The 25117-nt window shown below is 53.2% G+C and carries 20 protein-coding genes; 12 read left to right on the forward strand and 8 right to left on the reverse strand.

Annotated features, from left to right (window positions below; translation table 11 throughout):
• Positions 1-124: 124 nt before the first annotated feature.
• The 5 genes from KTT_RS33680 to KTT_RS33700 form a co-directional block, all read right to left on the reverse strand.
• Positions 125-3181, reverse strand: coding sequence for an alpha-amylase family protein (locus tag KTT_RS33680; RefSeq protein ID WP_126602294.1), 3057 nt, complete (start codon positions 3179-3181; stop codon positions 125-127).
• Positions 3182-3348: 167 nt separating this feature from the next.
• Positions 3349-4254 (reverse strand): carbohydrate ABC transporter permease, encoded by a 906-nt coding sequence (locus KTT_RS33685; protein ID WP_126602296.1) that lies wholly within the window; start codon positions 4252-4254, stop codon positions 3349-3351.
• A gap of 148 nt (positions 4255-4402) precedes the next feature.
• Positions 4403-5410, reverse strand: coding sequence for a carbohydrate ABC transporter permease (locus KTT_RS33690; protein WP_126602298.1), 1008 nt, complete (start codon positions 5408-5410; stop codon positions 4403-4405).
• A 193-nt stretch (positions 5411-5603) separates the two neighbouring features.
• Positions 5604-6905 (reverse strand): ABC transporter substrate-binding protein, encoded by a 1302-nt coding sequence (locus tag KTT_RS33695; RefSeq protein ID WP_160146331.1) that lies wholly within the window; start codon positions 6903-6905, stop codon positions 5604-5606.
• Positions 6906-7120: 215 nt separating this feature from the next.
• A complete protein-coding gene (locus KTT_RS33700) occupies positions 7121-8185 on the reverse strand; it encodes a LacI family DNA-binding transcriptional regulator (protein ID WP_126602302.1) in 1065 nt (354 codons plus the stop codon).
• Between the two features lie 521 nt (positions 8186-8706).
• Between KTT_RS33700 and KTT_RS33705 the strand changes: the two genes are divergently transcribed.
• From KTT_RS33705 to KTT_RS33730, 6 genes are all read left to right on the forward strand, one after another.
• Positions 8707-11331: a heavy metal translocating P-type ATPase gene (locus KTT_RS33705; protein WP_126602304.1), complete on the forward strand. Its 2625-nt coding sequence runs from the start codon at positions 8707-8709 to the stop codon at positions 11329-11331.
• Between the two features lie 302 nt (positions 11332-11633).
• Complete coding sequence (locus KTT_RS33710; protein ID WP_126602306.1) at positions 11634-11936, forward strand: hypothetical protein; 303 nt, start codon at positions 11634-11636, stop codon at positions 11934-11936.
• Between the two features lie 304 nt (positions 11937-12240).
• A complete protein-coding gene (locus KTT_RS33715) occupies positions 12241-13518 on the forward strand; it encodes an acyl-CoA dehydrogenase family protein (protein ID WP_126602308.1) in 1278 nt (425 codons plus the stop codon).
• Positions 13515-14576 carry a phosphotransferase family protein gene (locus KTT_RS33720; RefSeq protein WP_126602310.1) on the forward strand — a complete coding sequence of 354 codons (1062 nt, stop codon included), beginning with the start codon at positions 13515-13517 and terminating at the stop codon, positions 14574-14576. The genes KTT_RS33715 and KTT_RS33720 overlap by 4 nt, the downstream gene beginning before the upstream one ends.
• 474 nt (positions 14577-15050) lie before the next feature.
• Positions 15051-15821, forward strand: coding sequence for a class I SAM-dependent methyltransferase (locus KTT_RS33725; RefSeq protein ID WP_126602312.1), 771 nt, complete (start codon positions 15051-15053; stop codon positions 15819-15821).
• Positions 15822-16044: 223 nt separating this feature from the next.
• Positions 16045-16959, forward strand: a complete 915-nt coding sequence (locus KTT_RS33730; protein WP_126602314.1) for an LLM class flavin-dependent oxidoreductase — start codon at positions 16045-16047, stop codon at positions 16957-16959.
• 8 nt (positions 16960-16967) lie between these two features.
• Here KTT_RS33730 and KTT_RS33735 read toward each other — a convergent pair whose 3' ends face one another.
• Positions 16968-17321, reverse strand: a complete 354-nt coding sequence (locus tag KTT_RS33735; RefSeq protein WP_126602316.1) for a Chromate resistance protein ChrB — start codon at positions 17319-17321, stop codon at positions 16968-16970.
• Complete coding sequence (locus KTT_RS33740) at positions 17306-17557, reverse strand: hypothetical protein (protein WP_126602318.1); 252 nt, start codon at positions 17555-17557, stop codon at positions 17306-17308. Before KTT_RS33740 ends, KTT_RS33735 begins: the two co-directional genes overlap by 16 nt.
• A gap of 342 nt (positions 17558-17899) precedes the next feature.
• On the opposite strand from KTT_RS33740, the gene KTT_RS33745 reads away from it, so the two are divergent.
• Complete coding sequence (locus KTT_RS33745; RefSeq protein WP_126602320.1) at positions 17900-18766, forward strand: hypothetical protein; 867 nt, start codon at positions 17900-17902, stop codon at positions 18764-18766.
• 14 nt (positions 18767-18780) lie between these two features.
• On the opposite strand, the gene KTT_RS33750 is transcribed toward KTT_RS33745, so the two are convergent.
• The gene (locus KTT_RS33750) at positions 18781-20163 is read right to left on the reverse strand and encodes an amidohydrolase (protein WP_126602322.1); all 1383 of its coding nucleotides are present in this window, start codon (positions 20161-20163) and stop codon (positions 18781-18783) included.
• Between the two features lie 376 nt (positions 20164-20539).
• Between KTT_RS33750 and uraD the strand changes: the two genes are divergently transcribed.
• The 5 genes from uraD (at position 20540) to KTT_RS33775 (ending at position 25084) form a co-directional block, all read left to right on the forward strand.
• Positions 20540-21064 carry a 2-oxo-4-hydroxy-4-carboxy-5-ureidoimidazoline decarboxylase gene (uraD, locus tag KTT_RS33755; protein ID WP_126602324.1) on the forward strand — a complete coding sequence of 175 codons (525 nt, stop codon included), beginning with the start codon at positions 20540-20542 and terminating at the stop codon, positions 21062-21064.
• Positions 21065-21133: 69 nt separating this feature from the next.
• A complete protein-coding gene (gene pucL, locus KTT_RS33760) occupies positions 21134-22078 on the forward strand; it encodes a factor-independent urate hydroxylase (RefSeq protein WP_126602326.1) in 945 nt (314 codons plus the stop codon).
• A gap of 17 nt (positions 22079-22095) precedes the next feature.
• A complete protein-coding gene (gene uraH, locus KTT_RS33765) occupies positions 22096-22458 on the forward strand; it encodes a hydroxyisourate hydrolase (RefSeq protein ID WP_126602328.1) in 363 nt (120 codons plus the stop codon).
• 2 nt (positions 22459-22460) lie between these two features.
• On the forward strand, positions 22461-23708 hold the full coding sequence (locus KTT_RS33770; RefSeq protein WP_126602330.1) for an allantoate amidohydrolase: 1248 nt from the start codon (positions 22461-22463) through the stop codon (positions 23706-23708).
• Positions 23709-23713: 5 nt separating this feature from the next.
• Positions 23714-25084 carry an allantoinase gene (locus KTT_RS33775; protein WP_126602333.1) on the forward strand — a complete coding sequence of 457 codons (1371 nt, stop codon included), beginning with the start codon at positions 23714-23716 and terminating at the stop codon, positions 25082-25084.
• The last annotated feature ends 33 nt before the right edge of the window (positions 25085-25117 follow it).

Genomic DNA, 25117 nt, shown 5'->3' on the forward strand with positions numbered 1-25117 from the left:
CTTAGACAGAGTCACCAGGCAATTGTCTCATAACTGCCTGGCGGCTCTGCCATATTTTTTGTGTCGTCCGTTGTCTACAATGAAATTGCGCGCAATTCGATTGTAGACAACGTATGCATATTTTTTAGAGGAGATGGATGCCTCCGAAGCATAGATCGCTGCCGTTATCCTGATGCAGGATCGCTCCCGCGCGGCCGGGCTCGATCTGCACGCGCTGCCCATCCTCTAGCTCAATTTTACCAGGTTGTGAGCTCTCAGAGACGATGAGGGTAAGCCTTCCCTGCTTTAGTGGTTGCTGTGCTATGAGATATGGGCTCTCTTGCTGGCAGCCGCGACCGTCTACCGCGAGCACTTCCTGATAGATGGCGCGAATGGCTTCTGTGTTCTGTGACTGTTCAATCGGCAGTCCCGACCAGATGATAGAGCCCTTGCCACGCGTATATTCACGTATCTGATTGTGGGCCTTCTTGATGTAGGCGATTTTGTCACCGCTATAGATGAACCGATGCCGCTGACCGGCGCGCCCTTGCAGCTCTTCATAGCGTGAAACCGGCCTGATCTCTGGCAGGTCACGTTCAACATCATCGATATGGATCGGCATGGAGAGGTTATGCTGGTCCTGTCCCAGTACTCCACTGACCAGGAGCGTCGTCCCTCGTTCTACGAAGGTGAGTAGAGCCTGCCAGGCTGCCTGGGACAGATATTGCACGCCGGGGAGGATGATCGTTTGCGGCTGTTGCTGCTGTGCGACCAGTTCCTCCAGCTGCTGTTCGCCGACCATCTGTGGAAGAATACCCAGGTCGTAGCCCAGGACGCGAATGCTCTGGCGCGTCGCTTCCAGGGCCAGGTCAGGACGCAGGAACCATTGTGAATAAGGGATGACGACCCAGGTGGCGGGTGGTTGTGCTGGTTCGATGATGCGCCCTGTGAGCTCCTGTATCAGGCGTCCCACCTCATGTACCACCTTTAATTCAGGTTTCATACTGCCGTCAGGACGGATCAGGCCGATACTATTCTCGTTATCACTGATCATGTATGCATTGATATGCCAGAGCCATTGGATCAGGCCCGCGCCGCGTCCAATAAGCCCTGTTATCAGTTTGCGTTCAAGCAGATAGGCGCATTCCTGTTCGCTGCGCAGTGGTCGCATATCGACATCGCGTACCAGCATGACCCCGATTTCCTGGATGATATTGGGGCGGCCGATATGCTTATCCAGCAGCATATCGCAGAGCAGGCTATCGTTATTCCACCACGGATGGGTCGTGCCGTAATCGAGGGCCGGGGCATAGAACTGTGGTGAGATGCGTGAGCAGGCCTCGTCCTGACCGACGCCGATCAACGTGGTGCAGCCCGCGGCCCGCATGGCGTCCGAGATCTGCGCCGCCCAGCGCGTAAACATATCCTGTGAGAAGAAGGTATAATCCATCACTTTGAGCATGTTGCGCGTTTCAGTGCCACGAGGATCGGTAATATAATCGGCTGCCACCGGAAGGGTAACCTGGTCCCAACTGGCGAAATCTCCCGGTGTCTGGCGCCAGCGCTGCTGCAGTTCCGTGATGCTATAGCGCTCGGCCAGCCAGGCGCGGAAAGCCGCCACTTCATAGCGATCGTAGCTGGGGAGAGGGCGCTGGCTAAAGATCGTCTGGGGATCGCCGAAGCTGGGTTCGTTGATGAGGTCCCAGGAGAGTAGCTGAACCTGCGCATAGCGGCGAGCCAGAATTGTCACAAAATCCAGTTGACCCTGTAGCGAGCGAGGATCCAGCCAGGGATTGCAGCCCTCAAAGAGTGGTGGATAAAAGGAAAAGAAGGTAAAGATAAGCTGAATCTGATATTTGCAGGCGGTCATGACGAACGCGTCGAGCGCCCTCAATGACGACTCATTGATATGGCCGGGATCCATCATCATGTCGCGCCAGCCGGTCCAGATGCCGGTGCGGATGGTATTGACACCCGCTTGCTTCATGGCGGCGAAATCGGCGTCCCAGCGGGCTGGATTGGGCCGGGCCAGGAACTTGCGCTGCACCTTGCTATCCATGTACGTCGTGCCATAAAGTGGGAAGGGCTCGCCCTGGCGGTAAAAATAATCCCGGCCGACCTCCAGATGCAGATCTTTGCTGGCTTCTACCAGGGCCGTGTCCCATACCCAGAAGCCTGTCTTTTCATGCCATTCCAGTCCTTGCTCATTTTCGAAGCATATCTCTACGCTGTAGAGCCCCGCTTCCTGCAACGAATCTGATAGCTGAACGCTGATTTCCTGCACATAGGGAGATCCCGGCAGTTCTGCATTGAAGGTCTGCGCAACCTCTCCTTGAGGGGTGGAGACCGTTATCTCCACGTGATGGCCCTGGCGTGCACGTGATGAGATGGTCACAGCGGGTGTTTCGCCCGGACGATAGCAGGCCTGCTGAGGCCACGCCTGCAGCACCGTCGCGCCAGCCGCAGCCTGAAGCATGAATTGCTGGATCGGTTCCGCGATGGTCAGCCACGACTCGGGTGTCGCGGGTTTCCATGGGGAGAGCAACCAGCGCCCGCCCTGAAAGCGTCCTGATTGTTGATCGAGCAGAGAGATCAACGTGGCCAGGTGACCGTCTCCTTCTTCGGGTACCTGGTTATCCAGGTAGAGCAGTGGCGTTAAGAGGGTGTCGAAGGGACCAGCCGCTCCCATATCTTCTGGATGATCAGAGACCTGGGTGAGTTTGGGATAAAATGACCAGCAGGAGCCGGCCTGTGCGGCCGCTAACGATGGCATCTGTGGAATATGCGTAAAGAGAGGACCTGTGACGGCGGACGCGTTTACACGCAAAGTGGCTTCAGGAAGTTGGAGCGCAAAAGATGGCCCTAGATAGATCTGCTGGGCGTACGCCTGCTGTTCGGCTTCGACGCTTCCATCTGCGCGTACAGGACGTGTAAAGGGCATGCCGCCAAATATCGCTATATTGCCGCCGCGCTTCAGATATTCCACAAGAGAGGGCCACGCATCTTTGGGAAAATAGGGACCATGAAATGAAATAAAGAGCTCTACATGTTCTTGTAGGGCGGAACTGAGCGTTGCGGCATCCACAAAACGCGCCTCACCGGGAATAAGCTGCTCCAGGGTCTGGGGAGAGTGCCAATCGGGATAGGCTCGGTCGGAAAAAACAAGAAACTTCGTTTGCCTACGAATTTGTGTGTGCGCCATAAGATTTCTCTCTTGATCTAACAATGTGTCTTACTCTTGTCATAGTGGAGGTCATATGAGTGCCCCCATACGTGCGGCCGCGCTCGTTTTACATATTGGTGCAGCAGGGGCGCAGATGCGCCCCTGCTGCACCAATATGTAAAACGAGAATGTTCAGTCCTGAACATTTACTTCACATCAGCAATGCTGACACCACTATCGATGTAGCGTTGCCCTATGGCATAGAGGATCACTGGAACGACCAGAGCAACCAGTGTCGCGGCCATCAACTGTGGATCAACTGATTTGAAGGGGTTAGAGAAGAAGAGTAACCCCAGGGGAACTGTACGGTTCGCGTCGCTACTGAGGTAGATCAATGGACCCCAGGCGTCGCGCCAGCTGCTCAGGAACGTGAAGATGGCTACCACGATCAGAACCGGTCGTGATTGCGGCAGGATCATATTCCAGAAGATGCGGAAGCTGCCGCAGCCATCGATGCGCGCGGCCTCATCGATCTCGCGCGGCAGGCCGATGAAGAACTGCCGGAACAGAAAGATGTTAAATGCGCTCCCAAAGAGCTGTGGCACGATAATCGGCAGATAGGTATCGATCCAGCCGAGATTCCTGAAGATGATGTAGAGCGGAATAGTATACATTTGAGATGGAATCATCATCGTTGCTAGCAGCAGTACAAACAGCGGGGTCCGTCCGCGGAAACGGAAACGCGCGAAACCATAGGCGACGATCGCCGATGAAAAGGTGGTCGCGATGACCGCAAAGATGGCCAACCAGATGCTATTGAATATATAATGAGCGAAATTATATTGGGTGAAGACCTCAACATAGTTGGACCATTGCATAGGATTGGGTATCCATTGAATGGGGATCGCGAAATACTGAAACTCGTTCTTCAATGAAGATGAGACCAACCAGAGAAACGGCATCAAAATCAGGAAGCTCAATATGATCAGGATGGCATACGTCCAGATATAGCTCAGGCGCAACAACTGTCGGCCTCGTCTTTGTCGTCTCTGATTAAACGTTTGTGTTGTTGTAGAAGAAGACGGCCTTCCAGCCCTCTGTATCGTACTCATAACCTCGCCTTTCGTTGCGAAAGATTCTTTCCCTCACTCTTCTCTGCCGCCGTGGGCGTCAACAGGTGAACTGCAAAGCTTTGCTTTTTCCCCCTTGTTCAGAGGGACAACACCGTCTTGTCTCCACCAGATTTTCTGTCAATAGTGCTTAATTCTCTTGCTCGCTATAGTGACTGAAGCGAATTGATGCAAGTACAAAAAGCGTCAGGATTAACGTGATGACAAAGACGGTCACTGACAATGCTGAGGCATAGCCATAATCATTGGAGATAAAGGCACGCCGGTAAATGTAGGTCAGAAACACGGCCAGGCTATTGTGATAGCCAAGGGGATTGCCGGTACTGACAGTTCCCTGACTGGAAGCAAAGACCAGCGGGGTTTCAAAAACCTGGATATGTCCGATGAGGGTCAGAATGGTATTGAAGACGATAACCGGCGAAAGCAGGGGGACCGTAATCCGCCAGAAGGTAGACCATTTTCCGGCTCCGTCAATTCTTGCCGCCTCGTAGTATGTCTCCGAAATGCCTTTTAAGCCGGCTAGAAAGATCAACATGGTGCCACCGATAAACCAGACGTTGACCAGGATCATTGCTATTACGCCGATCCAGGGACGGCTGTAATCGCCCAGCCAGTTGACGGGCGCGATGTGAAATAGTCCGAGAAAGACGTTCGCCAGGCCGTTGTCTCCCGCGGCGAAGATCGCCTTAAAGAGCTTCGCGATCGCCACACCGACCAGGAGGCTGGGAATATACAAAACCGTACGGAAGAAATGGTTTCCGGGGAACTTCTGGTTGAGTAGTAGTGCCAGCCCCAGCCCGCCTACAATGCTGATGATGGTTGAGCAGAGCACGTAGACCACCATGTTTATACAGGCCTGTAAAAAGATCGGATCACGCGTCAGAATATCCTGGTAATTCTTGAAACCGATCCAGGTCGGATCATTGAACAGATTAAATTTGGTGAAGCTATAGTAGAAGGTCTGGGTAATTGGCCACAGTCCCAGCAGCAAAAAGCCAATCAGCCAGGGACTGATATAGAGATAGCCTTTCAGATCTTCGCTGCGCCACAGTCGCTGAAAAAAATTCGGCCGTTTGTAGCCTTGTGAAGACGAGCGACTGGACAATGGCGGTTGACGTTGTTGTGACGTAGATATCATGAACCAGTTCTCTTTCTAACGGAGTATTGGATCCCCAGCTTGATCGCTCTTTCTTTGCATAAGCTTGAACGCAATAGAGCACAACGTTTTCGCCTGGTGGTACGCACAATGTCTGTGGGTGTACCACCAGTTACAAGGGGTGCGGGCGCTCTAAGCGCCCATCCACACCGTTTCGGTGCACGTATACCGTGGGCTAGGCAGAGGCGAGGATTGAATTGCCCTGCTGCTCTATTTTGGCCGCAGCCTGGGTCGGCGTTAATTTTCCCGCCATCAGGTCGGTGATAATATCGCCGATGGTGGTGGAAAGCTGGTCCTTCGTCGTCATCAAGCTCGGCTGGAAGGACTGGAAGGCTGTCGTCATGGTCGGTGCGAATTTCGATGGCTGCAGATAGCTGTCCAACTGTGAGAAGGCCTGCTTCTCAGCGGGGATATCGCTGAATTTCGCGAAGCTGATCTCGGGATTCGTCTGCGTAGCCCACTTCAGAAATTCCCAGGCCGCCTGCTGGTTCTTGCTATTTTTGTAGACAGCCAGGGAGTTGACGCCACCGGTGATGACCGGCTGCTTGATCGTAAAGATCGGGGTGATGCCATAGTTAGGATTTTTCGCCATATCCGAGAAGAGCCAGGGACCGACACGGGCGAAGGCGATCTTCCCTGTATCCAGTGCGCCGAGGTCAAAGGACCAGGGACCATTGTTCAGCTCATTATAAGGAGGTGCCATCTTCTCGGTGAACAGGCTCTGGTAATCTGTCAACCCCTGGATGCCCTCGGGTGTATTGATCGTGACCTTGCTCGGGTTGACCGGATTGTCAAAGGTCTTGCCACCGTTCATGCGCACAAACATGTCATAGTCCAGAATGTCGTCTGGGTTGATGGCATACTGTACGCCCTTGCCGTTCTGGATCTTTGTCAGCTTTTTCGCCATAGCCTTGAACTCATCAAAGGTCATCGCTTTTACCGGATCAGGAGCTGGAACGCCCGCCGCGTCGAGCAACGCTTTATTGTAGCCCAGGACAGAGATCGAGGTGCCAATTGGGAGGGCAAAAGTTTTACCACTCCACTGGCTCAACGTAAGGGCAGCCGGACTCAAAGACTTGGATGCATCGTTGTAATCGGAGAATGTAGTCAGATCGGTTAAGGCGCCGCTATCGAAATAGGGAGCCGCCATGCCGCTGGACATACCAATGATATCATAAGCATTGCCACCAGCAGTGGTGGTCTTTAACTTATCCCAGTAGTTGCCCCAGGGGAGGATCTCCGGCTTTACATGAATGTTGGCATGGGCTTTTTCGAAATCCTTAATCCAGGCCTTCATGGCATTATCTTTCGCCGGGGTGTTGCTCCACCAGCCAAAGGTCAGGGTGACAGGACCTGAATTAGAATTGCCACCAGAACCGCCGCCGCAGGCAGCCAGCAGGCTTCCACCCACTCCAGCCGCCATCGCGACTTTTCCACTCTGTGTGATAAAGCGCCGTCGTGACATTGAAAAATCCATATGAATCACTCCTTCGTGTAAATAAAAATGGACTCGAACGCAGCCAAAAACTTGGTAGGACAAAATGTCAACCGTAAGTGTAAGCAACAACGTTGTATAGATAAGGATGTGGTTTTGCGAATGAAACCCCATTCGCAAAAGGGAGCATCCCCGTCTGGCATGTTATGCATTTTTTGTTTGCGCGACTGGTGGTATGTGCTGTTTAATGAAAGGGATTATGAATGGCTGATACGACGTACGGAATCGCGTTGAATCAATTCAACCTCCAGGATATTACAGATGCTGGTGTCAAATGGATCATTACCCTGTTCAAGGAGCCGCCTTACTGCTACCGCCCCCATCGCCTCTTTTTTGATGCGGATGGTCGTCAGGGCTGGCGTCAAATGTTCAACCAATACGATATCGTCAAAACCGACGACGGAGATGTCTTCGGGCAGGTGATAACCCGCCTGCCGTAGGGCCTTCATCGCGCCAATGGCGATCTCGTCGTTAGCACAAAAAAGCGCTGTAAATGCTGCTTTACGTTCCAGCAATCGCTGGCAGGCCTGATAGCCACCATCGATGCCAAAGCTACCATTATCGATTAAATCATAGTTGACGGGTATCCCTGCATCCAGCAGGGCTGTACGATACCCGGCGCTGCGCCGTTCAAATGTGTAGATAGTGTCGACCGGTCTTGGTCCGGGCATAACGGGACCACCAATAAAGGCGATCTCGCGATGACCATTATCGATCAGGTGATTGACCGCTGTTCGGGCGCCTTCAAAATTATCACTCAATACCGAGTTGACAGAAAGGCCAGGAACATAGTTATCGACCAGCATAAGGGGTATATCAAGACTCTTTAATACCGCAACCGTCTCCCGCTCGGCAGGTCCCACCATCAAAATGCCACCCAGTTTCATCTCCTGAACTGTCGAGTAGAGCTCCTGAGGATTTTGAATCAGTTCTTCGATGGATCTGTATGTTACTTTGATATTGGAACGGCGAGCCTCTTGCTCGACGCCGTTTAAGATATGGGTCCAGAATGGATTGCTGATGGTTGCACTACTATCGGCAAGATCTCCATAGAGAAATCCGATTTCTTTGATCGCGCGTGCCCCTGTACGTGGAGGTTCGGGGCTCACGATACGATCATAGCCCAGTTCCGCTGCCGCCTTCAATACCCGATCGCGTATCTCCTCTGAGACGTTACTGTGGTTATTAAATACGCGCGAAACGGTGCCGACTGAGACATCCGCTTTACGAGCAACATCTTTCACTGTGACCGAGCCAATCACACATTTATCCCTTCTTCATGTGCTAGTGACAGGTGGTCACTGCAAGGCCAATTCATTGCTTATTCAATGAAATTAACTTTGTTTCATTGATGAAAATAATACAGCCATTTAACATAAAAGTCAATACATTAATGGCGCGAATGCGAACTTGCTAGCAAATTCGCTACCTGCCAACAGCATAAGCGATATCTAACAGATTGTAAAGAGGTAACCGAACTGTAGGTGCCGGGCTTGCCCCGGCTTTCCCGTTCCCGGATGCTCACGTTTCCTTCAATACATGACCGTCCCCAGGAAAAGATGTTACCGTTGGGGAAACGCGCATGTTCGGGAACGGGAAAGCCGGGGCAAGTCCGGCACCTACGGGTTGGTTTGCGGTGTTCATCAATGAAAATTCATCGCGTTCATTTGAATGGGCGGTGATCTCCAGGCCAAGGTTGACAAATCTGGCTGGAAAGCATATATTCAATGTATACCCACCCCAGGGGGTAGGGGTGTATTGTTTATGATGAAAGGGCAACTCGATGGCTATTGAAGCAGAGAACTCCTTGGATAATAATAGAGATTCGAGTGTACAGCCGCTTGATGGTCAGGCGACTTTCGCCGTTGAGGGCATGACCTGTGCCTCGTGCGCGATGCGTATCGAGAAAGGGTTGAAAAAATTGCCTGGTGTGCAGGATGCCCAGGTCAATCTGGCCACTGAAAAAGCTACCGTCACGTATAATGCCGCTCAGGTTGGGACGGAGCAAATGGTGCAGAAAGTGGACGCGCTGGGCTACAGGGCGACCCCACTGGTGGTCAATGCTCCTCCGGCGGCGGGTGCCGCTGATGTTCATGCCGATTTACAGGGAACGGATTTCGTGCTAGAAGGTATGACCTGTGCCTCGTGCGCGATGCGTATTGAGAAAGGGCTGAAGAAGTTGCCCGGCGTGCAGGATGCCCAGGTCAATCTGGCTACTGAACGCGGCAAGGTGTTGTACGATCCTGCGCAGGTCAGCGTAGAACAGATGGTACAAAAAGTGGATGCGTTGGGTTATAAAGCCATTCCACTGGCTGCTCCAGCGCAACAGGCGACGCAGCCTACCGCCGTAACAGAAAAGCCAGCCCCACCCGTTGCGGGTCAGGATACGCAGCGTGAGCAGCGCCGTACAGCTGAACTGGTCAGGAAAAGAAACCTGCTCCTGCTTGGTATCGTGCTAACCATTCCGGTAGCTATTCTTAACATGTTCTTCATGAATCGTTTCACCGGTGAAAATGTGTTCCTTTTTCTCCTGACTACCCCTGTCTGGGCACTGGTTGGTTGGGAATTCCATCGTGGTGCGCTCAAGACGTTGCGTCATGGTAGCGCCAACATGGATACGTTGATCTCGTTGGGATCGACGGCCGCATATCTTATAAGTATTGTAGCCACCGTTTCCCCTCGTCTGGTTGGTGCCATGACCTTCTATGATACGGCTGCCCTGATCATTACGTTGATCTACCTGGGTAAGTATCTGGAGGCCCGCGCCAAAGGGCAGACGAATGAGGCGATTAAGAAGTTAATGGGATTGCAGGCCCGCACCGCCCATGTCCTGCGCAATGGCGAAGAGATAGAACTGCCGGTTGAGCGTGTGCAGGTTGGTGATGAGCTGATTGTACGGCCTGGCGAGAAGATTCCGCTGGATGGCCAGGTTACCTCTGGCCTGTCGGCGGTTGATGAGGCGATGATTACCGGTGAGAGTATGCCGGTTGAGAAGACTATTGGTGATAGCGTTATCGGCGCGACCGTGAACCAGCGTGGGCTGCTGCGCGTGCAGGTGACGCATGTGGGCGCTGATACCATGCTGGCCAGCATTATTCGCATGGTTGAGCAGGCGCAGGGATCGAAGGCCCCTATTCAGCGACTGGCCGATAAGATCTCAAGTATCTTTGTGCCGGTGGTGCTGGTGATAGCCAGTTTGACCTTCATCGCCTGGGCGATCGTTGGAAATCTGGTTACACCTGCTCCTGGTGCTATGGATATGGCGATGGCCAGTAATCCCTGGATTACAGCCCTGGTGGCGGCGGTAGCGGTCCTGGTTGTGGCCTGCCCATGTGCACTGGGACTGGCGACGCCTACCGCGATCATGGTCGGTACGGGCAGGGGAGCCGAGCAGGGTATCTTGATTAAAGGTGGCGAGAGCCTGGAGCGCATTCAGGCGGTGGATGCTGTGCTGCTGGATAAAACCGGTACGATCACACGTGGTAAACCAGAGTTGACCGATGTGGTTGCGTTGCCAGATGTGGAGGTAGATGTGATGCTGCGCCTGGCCGCCAGTGCCGAGCAGGGATCTGAGCATCCGCTGGCAACAGCTTTGATCGAAGGTGCTCGGGCACGCGGTATCACCCTGGCTAAACAACCTGAAACATTTGTAGCCCTGGCCGGGCGTGGTTTACAGGCGACCGTTGAGGGGCATTCCGTACTGGTGGGGACCCGTACCCTGCTCAAGGAGCAGGGCATCTCTTCCGACTCATTGTCTGGACAGATGACCCTGGTGGAAGAGCAGGGTAAGACCGCTATGTTGATCGCTATTGATCAGCGGGCCGTTGGCGTGGTTGGCGTCGCCGATACCGTTAAAGCTGGCTCATCGGAAGCCGTTGCGAAGCTCCAGCAGCAAGGTTTAAGCGTCTGGATGATTACCGGAGATAATTTGTTGACCGCGCAGGCCATTGCCGATGAGGTCGGGATCGCCCCTGAACACATTCTGGCTGAGGTGTTACCTGAGGATAAGGCTAACCAGGTCAAACGCTTACAGGAACAGGGACTGGTGGTGGCATTCGCTGGGGACGGTATCAATGATGCCCCGGCCCTGGTTCAGGCCGACGCCGGTATTGCCATGGGCACCGGGACAGACATCGCTATGGAGGCCTCTGATATTACACTGGTGAAGGGAAACCTGCAGAGTATCGTCACGGCCCTGAGCCTCTCACGCTCGACCATGCGTACCATCAAGCAAAATCTCTTCTGGGCTTTTGCTTACAACGTCATTCTTATCCCAACGGCGATCCTCTCACCATTGATCCCTTTCTTAAGAGAGCAGGCGCCCATCTTTGCCGCCGCGGCAATGGCCCTCTCCTCGGTAACTGTTGTTAGCAACTCTCTGCGCCTGCGCCGTTTCGGCAAGCGCTAATCTCTCAGTTATATCTGAGAGAGTGCCTGATGTGCAAGATGATCGCCTGTAGCGTGCTTGAGTTTTCACACCTGCGGTGCTCAAGGGTCCTATGTGTGTTGGTGCATCGGGTGCGCAGATGCGCACCCGATGCACCAACACAAAAAACGAGTGCGGCCGCGTATGCGGACGCCCGTGCGGGGGTATTACATGCTCCGATATGACTTTTTTCTATAAGGTAGCATTGGTGTTATAAAAATGTTATTCTTTTATTAGGCGATGAAATGTGCATTGTTGGATAGGAAAATGTGGGGAGGTAAGATATGTTATTCCACGAGCCAGATGACATTGAACCGTTTGCCACGCAAAGACAAGCACCTCTTCAGGAACTGGATCGAGAAGCCCGGCTTTTTAAGCAGCAACGCTACCAGCTAGAGAAACAGCGCGCCCTGCTGGATCTCGAACGAAAAGAATTAGAGCAGCGTTTATCCGAATTAGATATCTCCTACGCCTTAATTGATGCTCTGTGGAAGCAACTGGATATCCGCGAAGCGATGCTGGCCACCGAATATGAAACAGTCTATCGAACTGGCAAAAGGCCGGGCCACTACATCCAGCATCAGTGAACCGTACCTCTCAATGAAACCTGATTGCCTCGCTATTGGAATAGGTATCGTCCCTGATAGGGTGCCGGTTCATCTCCCAGGAGACTCAGAGAAGCTTTGAACAAGCATGCGGCTCAACTTGCCTTTATTCAGGTGTTGCTGCTATCATACAAATATTCTGATGCATATCCATGTACTATTGGATATGTGCGTCTCCTCAGGTTGTGCGTCTTGCGAAAAATGAACAAGGAGCACAATGCCTGTATTCGTGTTGCCCCGCCTGGGATGAACGTCTGGCACACCTTTTTACGAGGGAGTAAAAAACATGATTGACTTTAGCCTCTCGCCCGCATTGCTCGAATTGAAGAAGCGCACAGCCAGCTTTGTGCGTGATCATGTCATTCCTGAAGAGCGTTATTTGAATGAGCATACGGGCCTGCCTGCCGAGAAACTGGCCGAGCTCCGGCGTAAGGCCCGTGAGGCTCATCTCTATGCTCCTCATGTGGATGAAGAATGGGGAGGCATGGGTCTGGATATGCGTGAGATGAGTGTGGTATTTGAGGAGGCTGGCCACAGTCTGTTGGGCCCGCTGGCCCTGAATTGTTCCGCTCCCGATGAGGGTAACATGCATCTCCTTGAGATGGTGGCAACGCAGGAGCAGAAAGAACGCTATCTGCGTCCCCTGGTCGCTGGCGATATTCATTCCTGCTTCGCGATGACTGAGCCTCCTCCCGGGGCTGGTACAGATCCTGCCTCATTGCGTACCGTTGCCACCCGGCGTGGTTCTGAATGGGTTATCAACGGTGATAAATGGTATATTACCGGTGCTACAGGCGCGTCTTTCGCTATCTGTATGGCGCGTACAGATGATGGGGTGGAGCAGGGGGGACGTCAGCCGCGTGCCAGTATGTTCTTGATCGATGCCGATAATCCAGGTTTTCAGATTGTGCGCGAGATCCCTTCATTGGATGCTCATTTTGTGGGAGGACATTGCGAGATCGCGCTGCGCGATTGTGTGGTATCTGATGAAGCCGTTCTGGGGGCCGTTGGTGAGGGCTTTAGATATGCTCAGGTTCGCCTGGCTCCCGCTCGCCTGACCCATTGTATGCGCTGGCTGGGTGTGGCCCAGCGCTCCCTGGATATCGCCGCCCAGTACGCTAATACACGCGAGAGCTTCGGTCAGACGCTCGGGAAGCACCAGATGGTGGCCGAGATGCTGGCGGACTCGGCGACCGAGATACACGCCGCCCGCCTGATGATCTGGCATGCGGCCTGGGTACTGGATACCGGCGGTAAGGGTCGATATGAGACCTCTATGGCCAAGACGTATGTATCTGAGGTCGTGAATCGTGTGGTAGATCGGGCTTTACAGATCTGTGGTTCGCATGGTGTATCGATGGATCTGCCGCTGGCCCTTTTTTATCGTAGCGTGCGCCCTTTCCGTATTTATGATGGCCCCTCGGAGATCCATCGCAGCGTTATTGCACGCCAGGTCTTAAAAGAGGCTGCTCTACGGGCCGAAGAAGATGAAACCGCTCGTGAAGGCCAGGCGCTTCCACAGCGGACGACCTCCTCCGATGCCAGCCAGGGAGGTGACCGATGAGTAATGACCTGGAAAGTCGTCTGGTGGACAGGGCCTCTCTGCATGCATATCTAACCGGGGCTTTACCTTTGATCGATGTCGATGCACCCTTACAGATCGAGCGCATCCGAGGGGGCCATTCCAATGAAACCTTCTTTATCACCTCGGGTAATCAGCAATTTGTGTTGCGCCGGCCTCCATATGGTCCCTTGCTGCCCACGGCCCATGATGTGGGCCGCGAATACCGCGTCCTGAGTGCATTAAAGGATACGACCGTTCCAGTGCCGCGTCCGTTGCTCTATTGTGATGATGTGCAGGTGATTGGCGCCCCATTTTACCTGATGGAGCGCATCCCGGGGCTGGCGATTCGCGATAAACTGCCACCAGCCTTCGCCAGCGATGTGCAGTCGCGGGTGGGTATTGGGGAGGCCCTGATTGATGCGCTGGCCGAACTGCATCTCGTGGATTGGCGATCCGTTGGCCTGGAGAGCTTTGGCAAGCCTCAGGGCTACCTGGGCCGCCAGTTGCGTCGCTGGAGCGGTCAGCTAGACGCCTCGCGCACCAGAGACATTCCCGATTTAGACGCGGTCACACTCTGGTTGCAGCAACATTTGCCAGAGGACTCATACGCCACGATCGTGCATGGTGATTATCGCCTGGATAATGCGTTGCTGGCTCCTGAACCACCCGCGCGCGTGCTGGCTATTGTAGATTGGGAGATGGCCACACTGGGTGATCCCCTGGCGGACGTTGGCTACCTGCTCTCGTTCTGGCGTGAAGAGAAAGACCCTCCTTTTTCGCTTGGCGACGCCTCGTGGGAGATCACAGGCCAGCCCGGCTTTTCCACCAGGGCCGCCCTGGTGCAGCGCTATATGGAACGCACGCAGCGTAAAGTTGAGCACGTTGATTTTTATGTCGCACTGGCCATCTGGAAGTTGGCCATCCTGTTGGAAGGCAGCTATAAACGCTACCTCTCCGGTACCACCGATGATCCATTTTTCCCCATCCTTGAGCGCGGCGTTCCCGCCCTGGCTGCCCGCGCCCTCTCAGTCTGCCGCGGCGAGATGAAATTCTTATAACTGAGGACAGGCGCAATACTGTACGAGGTGGTACATGCGGTCACATGTATCACCTCGTACAGTATTGCGCCTGTCCTCTTTAATCTTTGACAAAGCAATAATACCAGTGATAGACTTTGTTTAGTGCAGTCAGAAGCAACTTTGTAAGAAAGGAAAGGTATCCGGGGACTTCTGATCCTGGATGCGGAAAGCTTACCATGAAAACAAGCAGGTGTCGTGTTATCACACTGCCTAATCAGCTTTTCGCCCAGGGCCGTATTGTGCCTTTTTTGAGGTACCTGTAAGGGAGCTTCTGAACTAAGAGGCAGGAAAAGCACAACCAGGAAATGACAGGCTGTGGGCGAGAGATCAAGAACGCTCACAGCCTGTTTCTTTTTTTTCGTCAATACAGGCCGTGAGTGCTCGCTCACGGCCTTTTTATGTCCTGGATAAGGCCGTCATCACTACACCATATAGAAAGAAGGAGAATATCGCATGGGTGAAAAAGCTGATCAGGCCCTTTTTGATTTCCTCATTGAGGAGTACAATCATCCCTTCAATGGTTGGGATTTTTCGTATCTGAACGGGAGAATGACAAGCATCAGAACCAATCCAGCCTGGGATTACACACACATAGTAACAGCGGCAATGAAACAGGCCCATATCCTGCTTGATATGCACACGGGTGGGGGAGAAAAACTCGCGCAGCTGCTTGCGCACCAACCTGTCCCTGAGGTGTATGCTACCGAGTTGTATGCTCCGAACATTATTGCCGCCAGGCAACGGCTCACCCCGCTTGGCGTCACCGTTTACACGGCCCCCGATGGGCGTTTGCCTTTTTCAGATCAGACGCTTGATCTTGTTATCAACCGCCATGGGAGCTACACTCCATCGGAAGTGTTGCGCATTCTCAAGCCAGGGCAGATGTTTATCACACAGCAAGTTGGCGATCAGACCAATGCCAGGTTGCATGAGTTGCTCGGGCGTCACAAGCAAGTGGAACACCCATGGAATATCGATTACGCGGCACGACAGATGGAAGAAGCTGGCGGGCATGTTGTCGAGCGTAAAGAGGAACTCTTCATGACTCGCTTTCAAGATGTGGGTGCCATTGTCTACTACCTCAAAGCCGTTCCCTGGGAAGTGCCTGATTTTTCAATTGAGAAGTATTGGCATCAACTCGTAGACATCCATCATCTCCTCCAACAGCAAGGTTCTGTTGATATTCCCTTTCACTCGTTCTTGCTCATTGTTCAAAAATCTTAGTGCTTACATGTCAGTTTTATATTGGTGCATCGCGTGCGCGTCCGCGCACGCGATGCACCAATATAAAAAACAGTGTGGCCGCGTAGCGGACGCGCGTATGGGGACGCTCACGTGCCCCCCAGGATGACGAGAATAAGACACACACTTTTTGCTTCTGGTGTTGTATACAGTAGTGCTCCGTCTATCGTATTGATGGGTAATAGGGAGACAAAAGGAGAGTACTATGGCTGGTGTGCAATTTGGCTGGTCTATGCCCGTCGGGAACGGTGACATTGATCGTAGCGCCTATCTGAGGGCGAATGAGAAGGGACTGGAGATTATCGCAGGCTCCTTTGATTCAGCCTGGTTTTCTGATCATCTCCAGTTTGGTTCGCAGGACTTTCTGGAAGGCTGGACGGCCCTGACCTATTTGATGGCCAGGAGACCCGAGTTGAAATTTGGCCATATCGTGCTTTGCCAGCTATTCCGCAATCCCGCTGTACTGGCCAAGATGGCCGCGACATTGCAGTACATGAGCAAAGGGCGTTTTATCTTTGGTATTGGCGCGGGCTGGAACGAAGAGGAATGCCAGGCCTATAATCTCGATTTTCCTTCCGCTGGTGAGCGTGTTGAAGCGCTGGAAGAGACGTTATTGATTACGAGGGCGCTCTGGCAGCAGGATAATGTGTCGTTTGAGGGCAAGCATCACCGGCTCAAAAATGCCTACTGCCGCCCCAAACCCGATCCTATCCCACCTGTTATGGTAGCTGGCTTCCAGCCAAAAATGCTGCGCCTGACCGCTCGTTACGCTGACTGGTGGAATATTATGGGGGCTGATATAGACGCGGCAAGAAGACAGATTGCCATGTGTGAACAGGCCTGTGCCGAGGTTGGTCGTAACCCTGCAACCCTGCGGCGTACGCTGCAGGCGAACTGCCTCTGTGCTCCCAGGGAATCTATCGTGCATGAACTGGCCTCTGGCAAAGTACAGAATTCCTCACACACCTTTGTGGGAACACCCAGGCAGATTATCGATCAGATGCGTCCATTTATTGATCTGGGCATCGATTATTTTATGCTTTCGTGCGAGGGATTTCCTAATTTGATCACGCTACAGACATTGGTGAATGACGTTGTTCCACTGCTCAGCCATTCATGACCGCTGCATTACCGACCTTCACCATGTTCAACGATGTTTTTTGCATCCTCAGCATTTACGGTGATATCGTGGTAGGTATATACGCTGATTGCAAACTCGTAGAGGGCCTGGCTACAGCGTGCATGCATCGTTCGGGCGGCCTCGCTCTGATCATCAGGAAAAAAGTCGCGCTGTTGTAAGCGCGTCAGCCTGTTACTCAGTTTCTGGAGCGAGCGTTCAATTTCTTCCAGTACATCAAAGCTCCAGTTATCGTTCAGGACCTGCTGCTCCACGGCTGTCAGGAATTCCTGGCAGGAGCGCATGAATGTAGCGTACTCGCTATGCTGAATGCTTTGAAACTGTGCGATCAACGATTGCTGCATCTCGTCACTCCCAACCTGGGAGCGAAAAAAAAGGCCGCTCCCCCCTGCTCCTTGAGATCAGCCAGCATATTAGTGATCACTTTTTCATGCTCAGCACTATAGGGAAGAAGCCAGAGATTGGTCTGAGCTTGCAGGGCGCCGATTCCTTGTAGCCGTCGTCCAAGCATCACGCGTAGCTTGCTGGAAGCGACCGATATCTGCGGCATAAACAAGAGCCAGTTTCCTACGCCGTCCATGCTTGCCTTTCTTTCATATACTCGTTGCCAAAGTATGGTGTGTAGATCCATCATTTGAGATTATATCACTCTAGCTCCACTGTAGAGGTATGCTTGACTGGATTGACGCAATGATAATGCGGTCATCCACTCTCTTTGTCACATCACGAATTGATCGACCACCAGTAATGAAATCTCAACTATCAGGTTGAGGAAACATAACCTCGTTTTATTGCGTATTTCTATATTTGCACGCTATAATTACTTTGCAACGTTTCCTCGTCAAGAAGTGTTTTCAACGTATTCTGTGCGCGAGGAGAAAAGAGCGGTTGGAGGTATTTTTTAAGTGAAGGGGTGGGGTACATGCTAATCAATAGGCACACAAGAGCACCTTCGTCGTGGCAGATGGTTTCCCCTGTGCATGAGTTGGGTGTGCCAACTGGTCAGGGCCTGCGCCGTAAAATATATGAGACACGCGTTCTGGTTGCCAGCGATGCTCATCTTCCTTATCTTGATCCTTCTTTGTTATCCATGCTGCGCACAACAATTCGCGAGTTTAGTATTCAGTGCGTGTTATGGCTTGGTGATTTCTTTGATTGCCATAAATATAATCACCTGGTGCCCGTTGATCAACGTCTGATATGGAAACAAGAAAAGCAGATGATTGTTGATCTGCTTATGCTCATTAATGAAGACCTTGAGCGGGTCGGTGGTTATCAGATGATCAGTCGTGGCTATCACGACCATTTATGGTTGAATCGCCATACGGGGACCGAAGATATGCGTAGCCTGGTGCGCAATCTTGATCCAACGGTGGCGACCTTGATGCAGCAAGGGCGCATCAGCATTTCAGATTCAGCGACGCTTGAGGGCATTCCTGATGTACGGGGTGAGATGACCTGGGTCTTCACCCATTCCTTGCATTATGTGTCTACCCTTTTCCAGACTCCTCGCGAGTTTGCGAAACGTGAGCAAAAACATTGTATCGCGGCGCATGCACATTATTTTGATGTTGTCCGCGATGAGGAACAGGCCTTCTGGATCGTGGAGGCTGGTGGTATCTTTCGTGATAAGCTTAGCAGGATGGATACACACACTGAGACGACCTGGCGTCGCAAGCAGAGTAGTTTCTGGGTGATTATGGAAGGCTCACAACCGCTGGGTTTTTGCAGCGGTTGTGAGCCTTCCATGGTGACGAGTCCTTGCTCATGTGTACGTTCTATGCCGTAGACCCGGACTACGAGCTAGCGTATCGGCCATTTCGGTTTGATGTCGATCCCGGCTCGTTGATATACCTGGTAGGCGTGTTTGTTGGCCTGCGCGATCACCTCATGCTCATCCATTGTCATGAGGTGGCCACCCTGAACCACGATCTTCCCGTCTACCAGTACGGTGTCGACTTCTCCGCCAGTGGCAGCGTAGACCAGGGTAGAAACAGGATTGGGTGAGGGCGTGGTATGTAGACGGTGCAGATCCAGTATGGCCAGGTCCGCTTTTTTCCCTGTTTCCAGGGAACCTATCTCATGTTCCAGGCCAAGTGCTCTGGCACCATTGATAGTCGCCATCTCCAGGACGGTTTCAGCCGGTATCGTGAGAGGATTAATGCTGACCGCTTTGTGAATAACTGCCGCGAGTTTCATTTCGCGGATCATATCATAATCATTATTGCTCGGGCCACCATCGCAGCCAAGAGCGACGTTGACGCCCTGCTCCAGGAGTTGGGGCACTTTGCAGACGCCCGAGGCCAGTTTGCTATTAGAGGAGGGGTTATGGGAGACGTGAGTACCAGTTTCCGCCAGCCTGGCGATATCCGCATCATTCAACCAGACCATATGGACCAGGACCGACCTTGGTCCCAGCAGACCGACGCTCTCGGCGTAGAGCACTGGCGAGAGGCCGAATTTTTCTTGCAGGTAGATTTTATCGGCCTCAACCTCTGCCAGGTGCATGGTAATCCCCATATTTTTTTGCCGAGCCAGTTCGCTCATTTCGCGATACAGATCCGAGGTGACGCCCCCGGGAGTACGTGGACCGAACCAGACATGGATACGCCCATTGGCGGCTCCCTGCCATTTGCTGTGCATGTCCAGGACGCCCAGCAGGCTAGTCTCTCGGCTTTCACGCATGCCGGGATGCATCGAGTTGTCCTGTGTCGCATAGGTTCCGATATCCATGACAATGCCTGCCAGGCAGGCCCGAATGCCACTTTCCTGGACGGCCCGGGCGATGCCATCAAAGCCATACCGGTGCGCTAGCATCGATTCCAGGAAGGTGGTTGTGCCCGATTTCAGCATCTCGGCGATGCAGAGGCGAGCGCTGACGTAGCCATCTTCCTGGCTGTAGTTGCCCTGCAGCACCCAGACGCGCTCGCATAACCACTGCAGTAGTTCCATGTCATCAGCGCAGCCCCTGATCATCGCCTGTGCCAGGTGTACATGGGTATCAATCAATCCGGGAATGACCAGCTTATCGCTTGCGTCCAGTTGCTCTTCATCCGGATAGCGTTCCTGCAGGACTGGTGTTTTATCGATGGCGATAATGCGGTCCTGCTGGATAGCAATCGCGCCATCTGTGATAATTTCGCGGCTGGCGTTCATGGTCAAAATGGTGGCATGTGTAATGAGCATCGTCTGTCTACTCCTGCTGTACTAAAATACACCGAACGGCCGAGAGAGAGACTCTTCAGAAGATATACATGTATTCTAACATAAAATGCTCATCGAATACCAGATGCAAAAAATAGATATGTGTATATTATACACTTGACGCACCTATACTGGCTGTATATACTATACATATTGGTGAATGCTGTCCGCCTATCCAAAACCAGCTTACTTCTCTGCCTGGCCGCTATCGGTTGGCAGGTGGTATGTTATGAAATAAACAATCCTTTTATTGGAAGGGTTGACACCGCTGCTTTTCCAGCTTATAGAATGCCTTTAGAAATTTTTACCGTCGATGGCGCACGCCTCTATCTTTCTTTCTTTTTAAGAAGGGACACACATGACGACGGGATCTACATATACGCTACAAGAGATTAATGCTCTCAGTCATGACGATTTTGTGCAGGCGTTGAGCCCTCTCTTTGAAGGACCTCCCTGGATTGTTGCTGAGACCTGGTCTTCCCGGCCATTTCGTTCATTGGATTACTTGCATGCTTCCTTATGCGCTGTGATGTACGCCGCCCCGCTTGAGCAGCAAGTTGCTCTGATTCGCTCCCATCCTGACCTGGTCGGACGGGCCGCCCTTGCCGGAACGCTTTCTCCTTCCTCCACCCACGAGCAGTCTGCCGCTGGCCTGGATCGGCTGAGCGATGAAGAGATCGCGGCATTTTCCCGTTATAATCAGGCATATCGTGAACGTTTCGGTTTCCCTTTTGTCATTTGCGCGCGTGAAAACAAAAAAGAAAGCATTCTGGCAGGTTTTGAGCAACGACTCCATAATTCACCTGGGCAGGAGATTATGCTCGCTCTGGGTGAAGTGGCTAAAATATGTCTTTTACGTCTGCGCGATTTGATCCGGTCATAGGATTTTCTATATGCTTCGCGACGGCTACCGTCAGATAGTTCGCACAGGCTAGATAAAGGGTAGGGCTTCATGAGCACTGAACTTTCTTTTTTTACAAGTTATGGCAAGCTACGCATCCCCGTCTATCGCGTTTACGCACCTCCCCTGGTAGGGATTATGCCGATTCCTGAATCCCCTTTTACCGGTCGCGAGAATACATTGTTTGCCTACGAGATCGATGTTGAGGTGCTGGGTGAGAATTTTTTGCCCGCCTATACCAGGGGGGACAACTCCCATGTGGTGGCGACCGATAGCATGAAAAATTTTGTCTTGCGCCAGGCGTTGGAGTTTACTGGATCAACTATTGAAGAATTTCTGGATCTGCTGGGCAGGCGTTTCTTGCAAACATATGCTCAGATGGAGCGTCTGCGTTTAAGTGGTCGCGAGCTTCCGTTCGCGCGGGTAACAGTGCCGGGGAAGGAGCCGGGAGTGTTTGCCGCCAGCGGAGTGCTTTTTAATCGCTCCCATAGCACCTACGCTGTGGCGACCCTGGCGTTTGAACGCGATGATAGTGGATCGGTGAGCCTGCTTGATCATCATTGTGGCCAGGTGGATATGGAGCTGTTTAAAGTGACGGGCAGCTCGTTCTCACGTTTCGTACGCGATGAATATACCACGCTGCAGGAACGTGTTGACCGTCCGTTGTTTGTGTACCTGGACGTGTACTGGAAGTACATTGATGACCAGGCATTTCTAGCTCATGATCATGCCCGTTATGTGCCAGCTGAGCAGGTGCGCGACCTGCTGCAAGTGGTTTTTCACGAGTTTGTCAGCGAATCAATTCAACACCTGGTTCACGAGATGGGCCAACGCCTGCTGGCCCGTTTCCCACAACTGGCGGAGGTCTCGTTTGAGGCCCAGAATCGCACGCGCGATGAGATCGTGGCGTCCACAACCGATAAAAAGATCAAGGTCTATAGCGACCCGTTCTCGGCGTATGGCGTGATCAGGCTGACGGTGAGCCGGAATGCTTGATTGGAAAGGGATGTGTTATGCCTGGTCGACTTACCACCCATGTCCTGGATACCACGCAAGGCCGTCCCGCGGCAGACGTTCCACTTCAGTTGTGGTTGCTTGGCGGTGAGGGCGCCCGGCGCACCCTTCTGAAGGCTCTGCATACCAATCAGGATGGGCGTACGTCTGAACCCTTGCTGCAAGGGCATGAGCTCGTGCTAGGCCGGTATGAACTGGTGTTTGCCGTGGGGAAATATTTTGTCGCCCAGGGTCTGGCACTGGCTGATCCCCCCTTTCTAGATGAGGTTCCTATTCGTTTTGGTATCGCCCGGGTTGAGGAGCACTATCACGTTCCATTGCTTATTTCGCCCTGGGCGTATAGCACCTATCGGGGGAGCTAGCGATGAAGATGCTGGATGCGGCTGCGCGCACCGTAATGGAGCGCTGTGATCTCCTGGCGCGCTATAGTGAGGATGCGGATTGTCTGACTCGCCGTTACGCGACCGTCCCGCTGCGGCAGGCCAATGACGTTGTTGCTTCGTGGATGCTCGCCGCCGGCATGACGGTCCACCATGATTATATCGGCAATGTTATTGGCCGCTACGAAGGCCAGGCGAGCAACGCCAGAACGATGCTCTTTGGTTCTCACCTTGATACCGTGTGCGCGGCGGGCAAGTACGATGGCATTCTGGGCGTCCTGGTACCCCTGGCCTGTGTCGAGCGCCTGCACAAACAGGGACGCAGGCTGCCCTTCGCCATCGAGGTCCTTGGTTTTGCCGATGAAGAAGGTGTTCGCTATCACACGGCTTATCTAGGGAGTCGGGCGGTTGCCGGCACCTTTGATCCCGCCATCCTGCGCTATCTTGATGATGATGGCATCAGTATGGCTGACGCCATTCGGTCATTCGGTGGTCAGCCCGATCCAGCCCTGTTACAGACCGCGCGCTGGAGACCCGAGGCTCTGCTTGGCTATTGCGAGGTTCATATCGAACAGGGGCCGGTTCTGGAGGCGCATGATCTCCCGATAGGTGTGGTGAGCTCGATTTCAGGCCAGCATCGCTACATGCTGCATTTTTCTGGACAGGCGGGCCATGCCGGCACGGTGCCGATGGCTATGCGTCACGATGCCCTGTGCGCGGCATCCGAGTATATCCTGGCCGTAGAAGCGCTGGCGTGCCAGACATCCGGACTGGTAGCTACGGTTGGAAAATTACGGGTCTCTCCTGGTGCCAGTAATGTCATTCCAGGATACGTTTCGGCCAGCCTGGACGTGCGTCATCAGGATGACGAGGTGCTCGCCCGGGTATCCACAGAACTGCGCCAGCAGGCGCTCAGGATTGGTCGGGAGCGCGGCGTTACTGTCGATTGGCATGCTGTGCAGCAAAATAAGACGGTTCCCTGTTCGCCCTATCTTTCTTCACTTGTAAGGCGCGCGATTGAAGAGGAGAGTATACCTGTGTATTCGCTGGCTAGCGGTGCGGGCCATGACGCGGTAGCCATGAGCGATCTTACCGAGGTCGCCATGTTGTTTGTACGCTGTAAAGGAGGTATCAGCCATCACGCTGACGAATCTGTCAGGACAGAGGATGTGGCCGTTTCTATTCGGATTGTTGATCGACTTTTGGATCATTTATGTAGCATGGGAGGCTGAAGGCCATGGGAGCTTACGATCTCGTGATTCGAGGTGGAACACTGGTGACGGCGAGCGGTGTACGTAGTGCTGACGTGGCGATCGCTGATCGACGTATCGTGGCGATTGCTCCTGAATTGAATGGTAGCGTGCAGGCGGTTATTGACGCGCACAATCTCCATATATTTCCTGGTGTTATTGATGCTCATGTGCATTTTAATGAGCCTGGCCGGACAACCTGGGAAGGCTTTGCGTCGGGCTCAAAAGCCCTGGCGGCGGGAGGGACAACCACTTTTTTTGATATGCCCCTCAATGCGCATCCACCGACATTGGATGCCGACAGCTTTGGCGAGAAGCTATCGGCCGCGCAGTCCTCCTCTTACGTTGATTTTGGCCTTTGGGGTGGACTGGTGCCCGCTAATCTCGAACAATTGGCTGCTCTGGCAGCCTGTGGTGTGGTGGGTTTCAAGGCTTTTATGAGCAGTAGCGGCATCGAGGATTTTCAGTCGGTGGACGATGCGACGCTTTACCTGGGTATGCAGCAGGCAGCCAGACTTGGCAAACTGGTGGCGGTACACGCGGAAAATGATCAGCTGACAGCGGGACTGGCTCGCCAGGCGCGTGCTCAAGGGCGCGTGGGTGTGCGAGACTATCTGGCGTCTCGACCGGTACTGGCCGAGTTGGAGGCGATCGAGCGTGCTATCCTGTTTGCCGAAGAAACAGGCTGTGCATTACATATCGTACACGTTAGTACGGGACGTGGCGTGCGGTTGGTGGCCAGCGCGCGCACGCGGGGCGTAGACGTGAGCTGCGAGACCTGTCCACACTACCTGGTATTGACTGGGGAAGATATGGAAGAACTGGGGGTGGTCGCCAAGTGCGCGCCACCATTGCGTCCACTGGCCGAGCAGGCTGCATTATGGCAGCATTTGTTTTCTGGTACCCTGCCCATGATTGCTTCAGATCACTCGCCGGCCCCATTTGAGATGAAGGAGCGCGCGGACTTCTTCGAGGCCTGGGGTGGTATCTCAGGTTGTCAATCGTTGCTGGCGTTATTGCTTACCGAAGGCTATCACCGGCGCCATCTGCCCCTGGAACTGATCGTGGCTGCGACTTCAGAGTTCGTGGCGCGTCGCTTTAACTTGCCCGCGCAGAAGGGGCGGCTAGAAGTTGGCTGCGATGCTGACTTGACGCTGGTCGATCTCACCGGTTCGTATAGACTGGAATCTCATCACCTCTTTTACCGGCATCCGTATAGCCCTTATCTGGGACGCACGTTTCGCGGTCGCATCGTGCGCACCCTGGTTCGCGGCCAGACCATTTTTCTGGATGGCAAGATCGTCAGTCCTCCTATTGGTCAGCTGGTGAAACCTTTACCACTGAATGGGGGTTGTTAAGAATAGACTGTATTTAGAGCTGTGGTATGCGTT

Origin of the sequence: Dictyobacter aurantiacus (assembly GCF_003967515.1) — a bacterium.
GTDB lineage: Bacteria > Chloroflexota > Ktedonobacteria > Ktedonobacterales > Ktedonobacteraceae > Dictyobacter > Dictyobacter aurantiacus.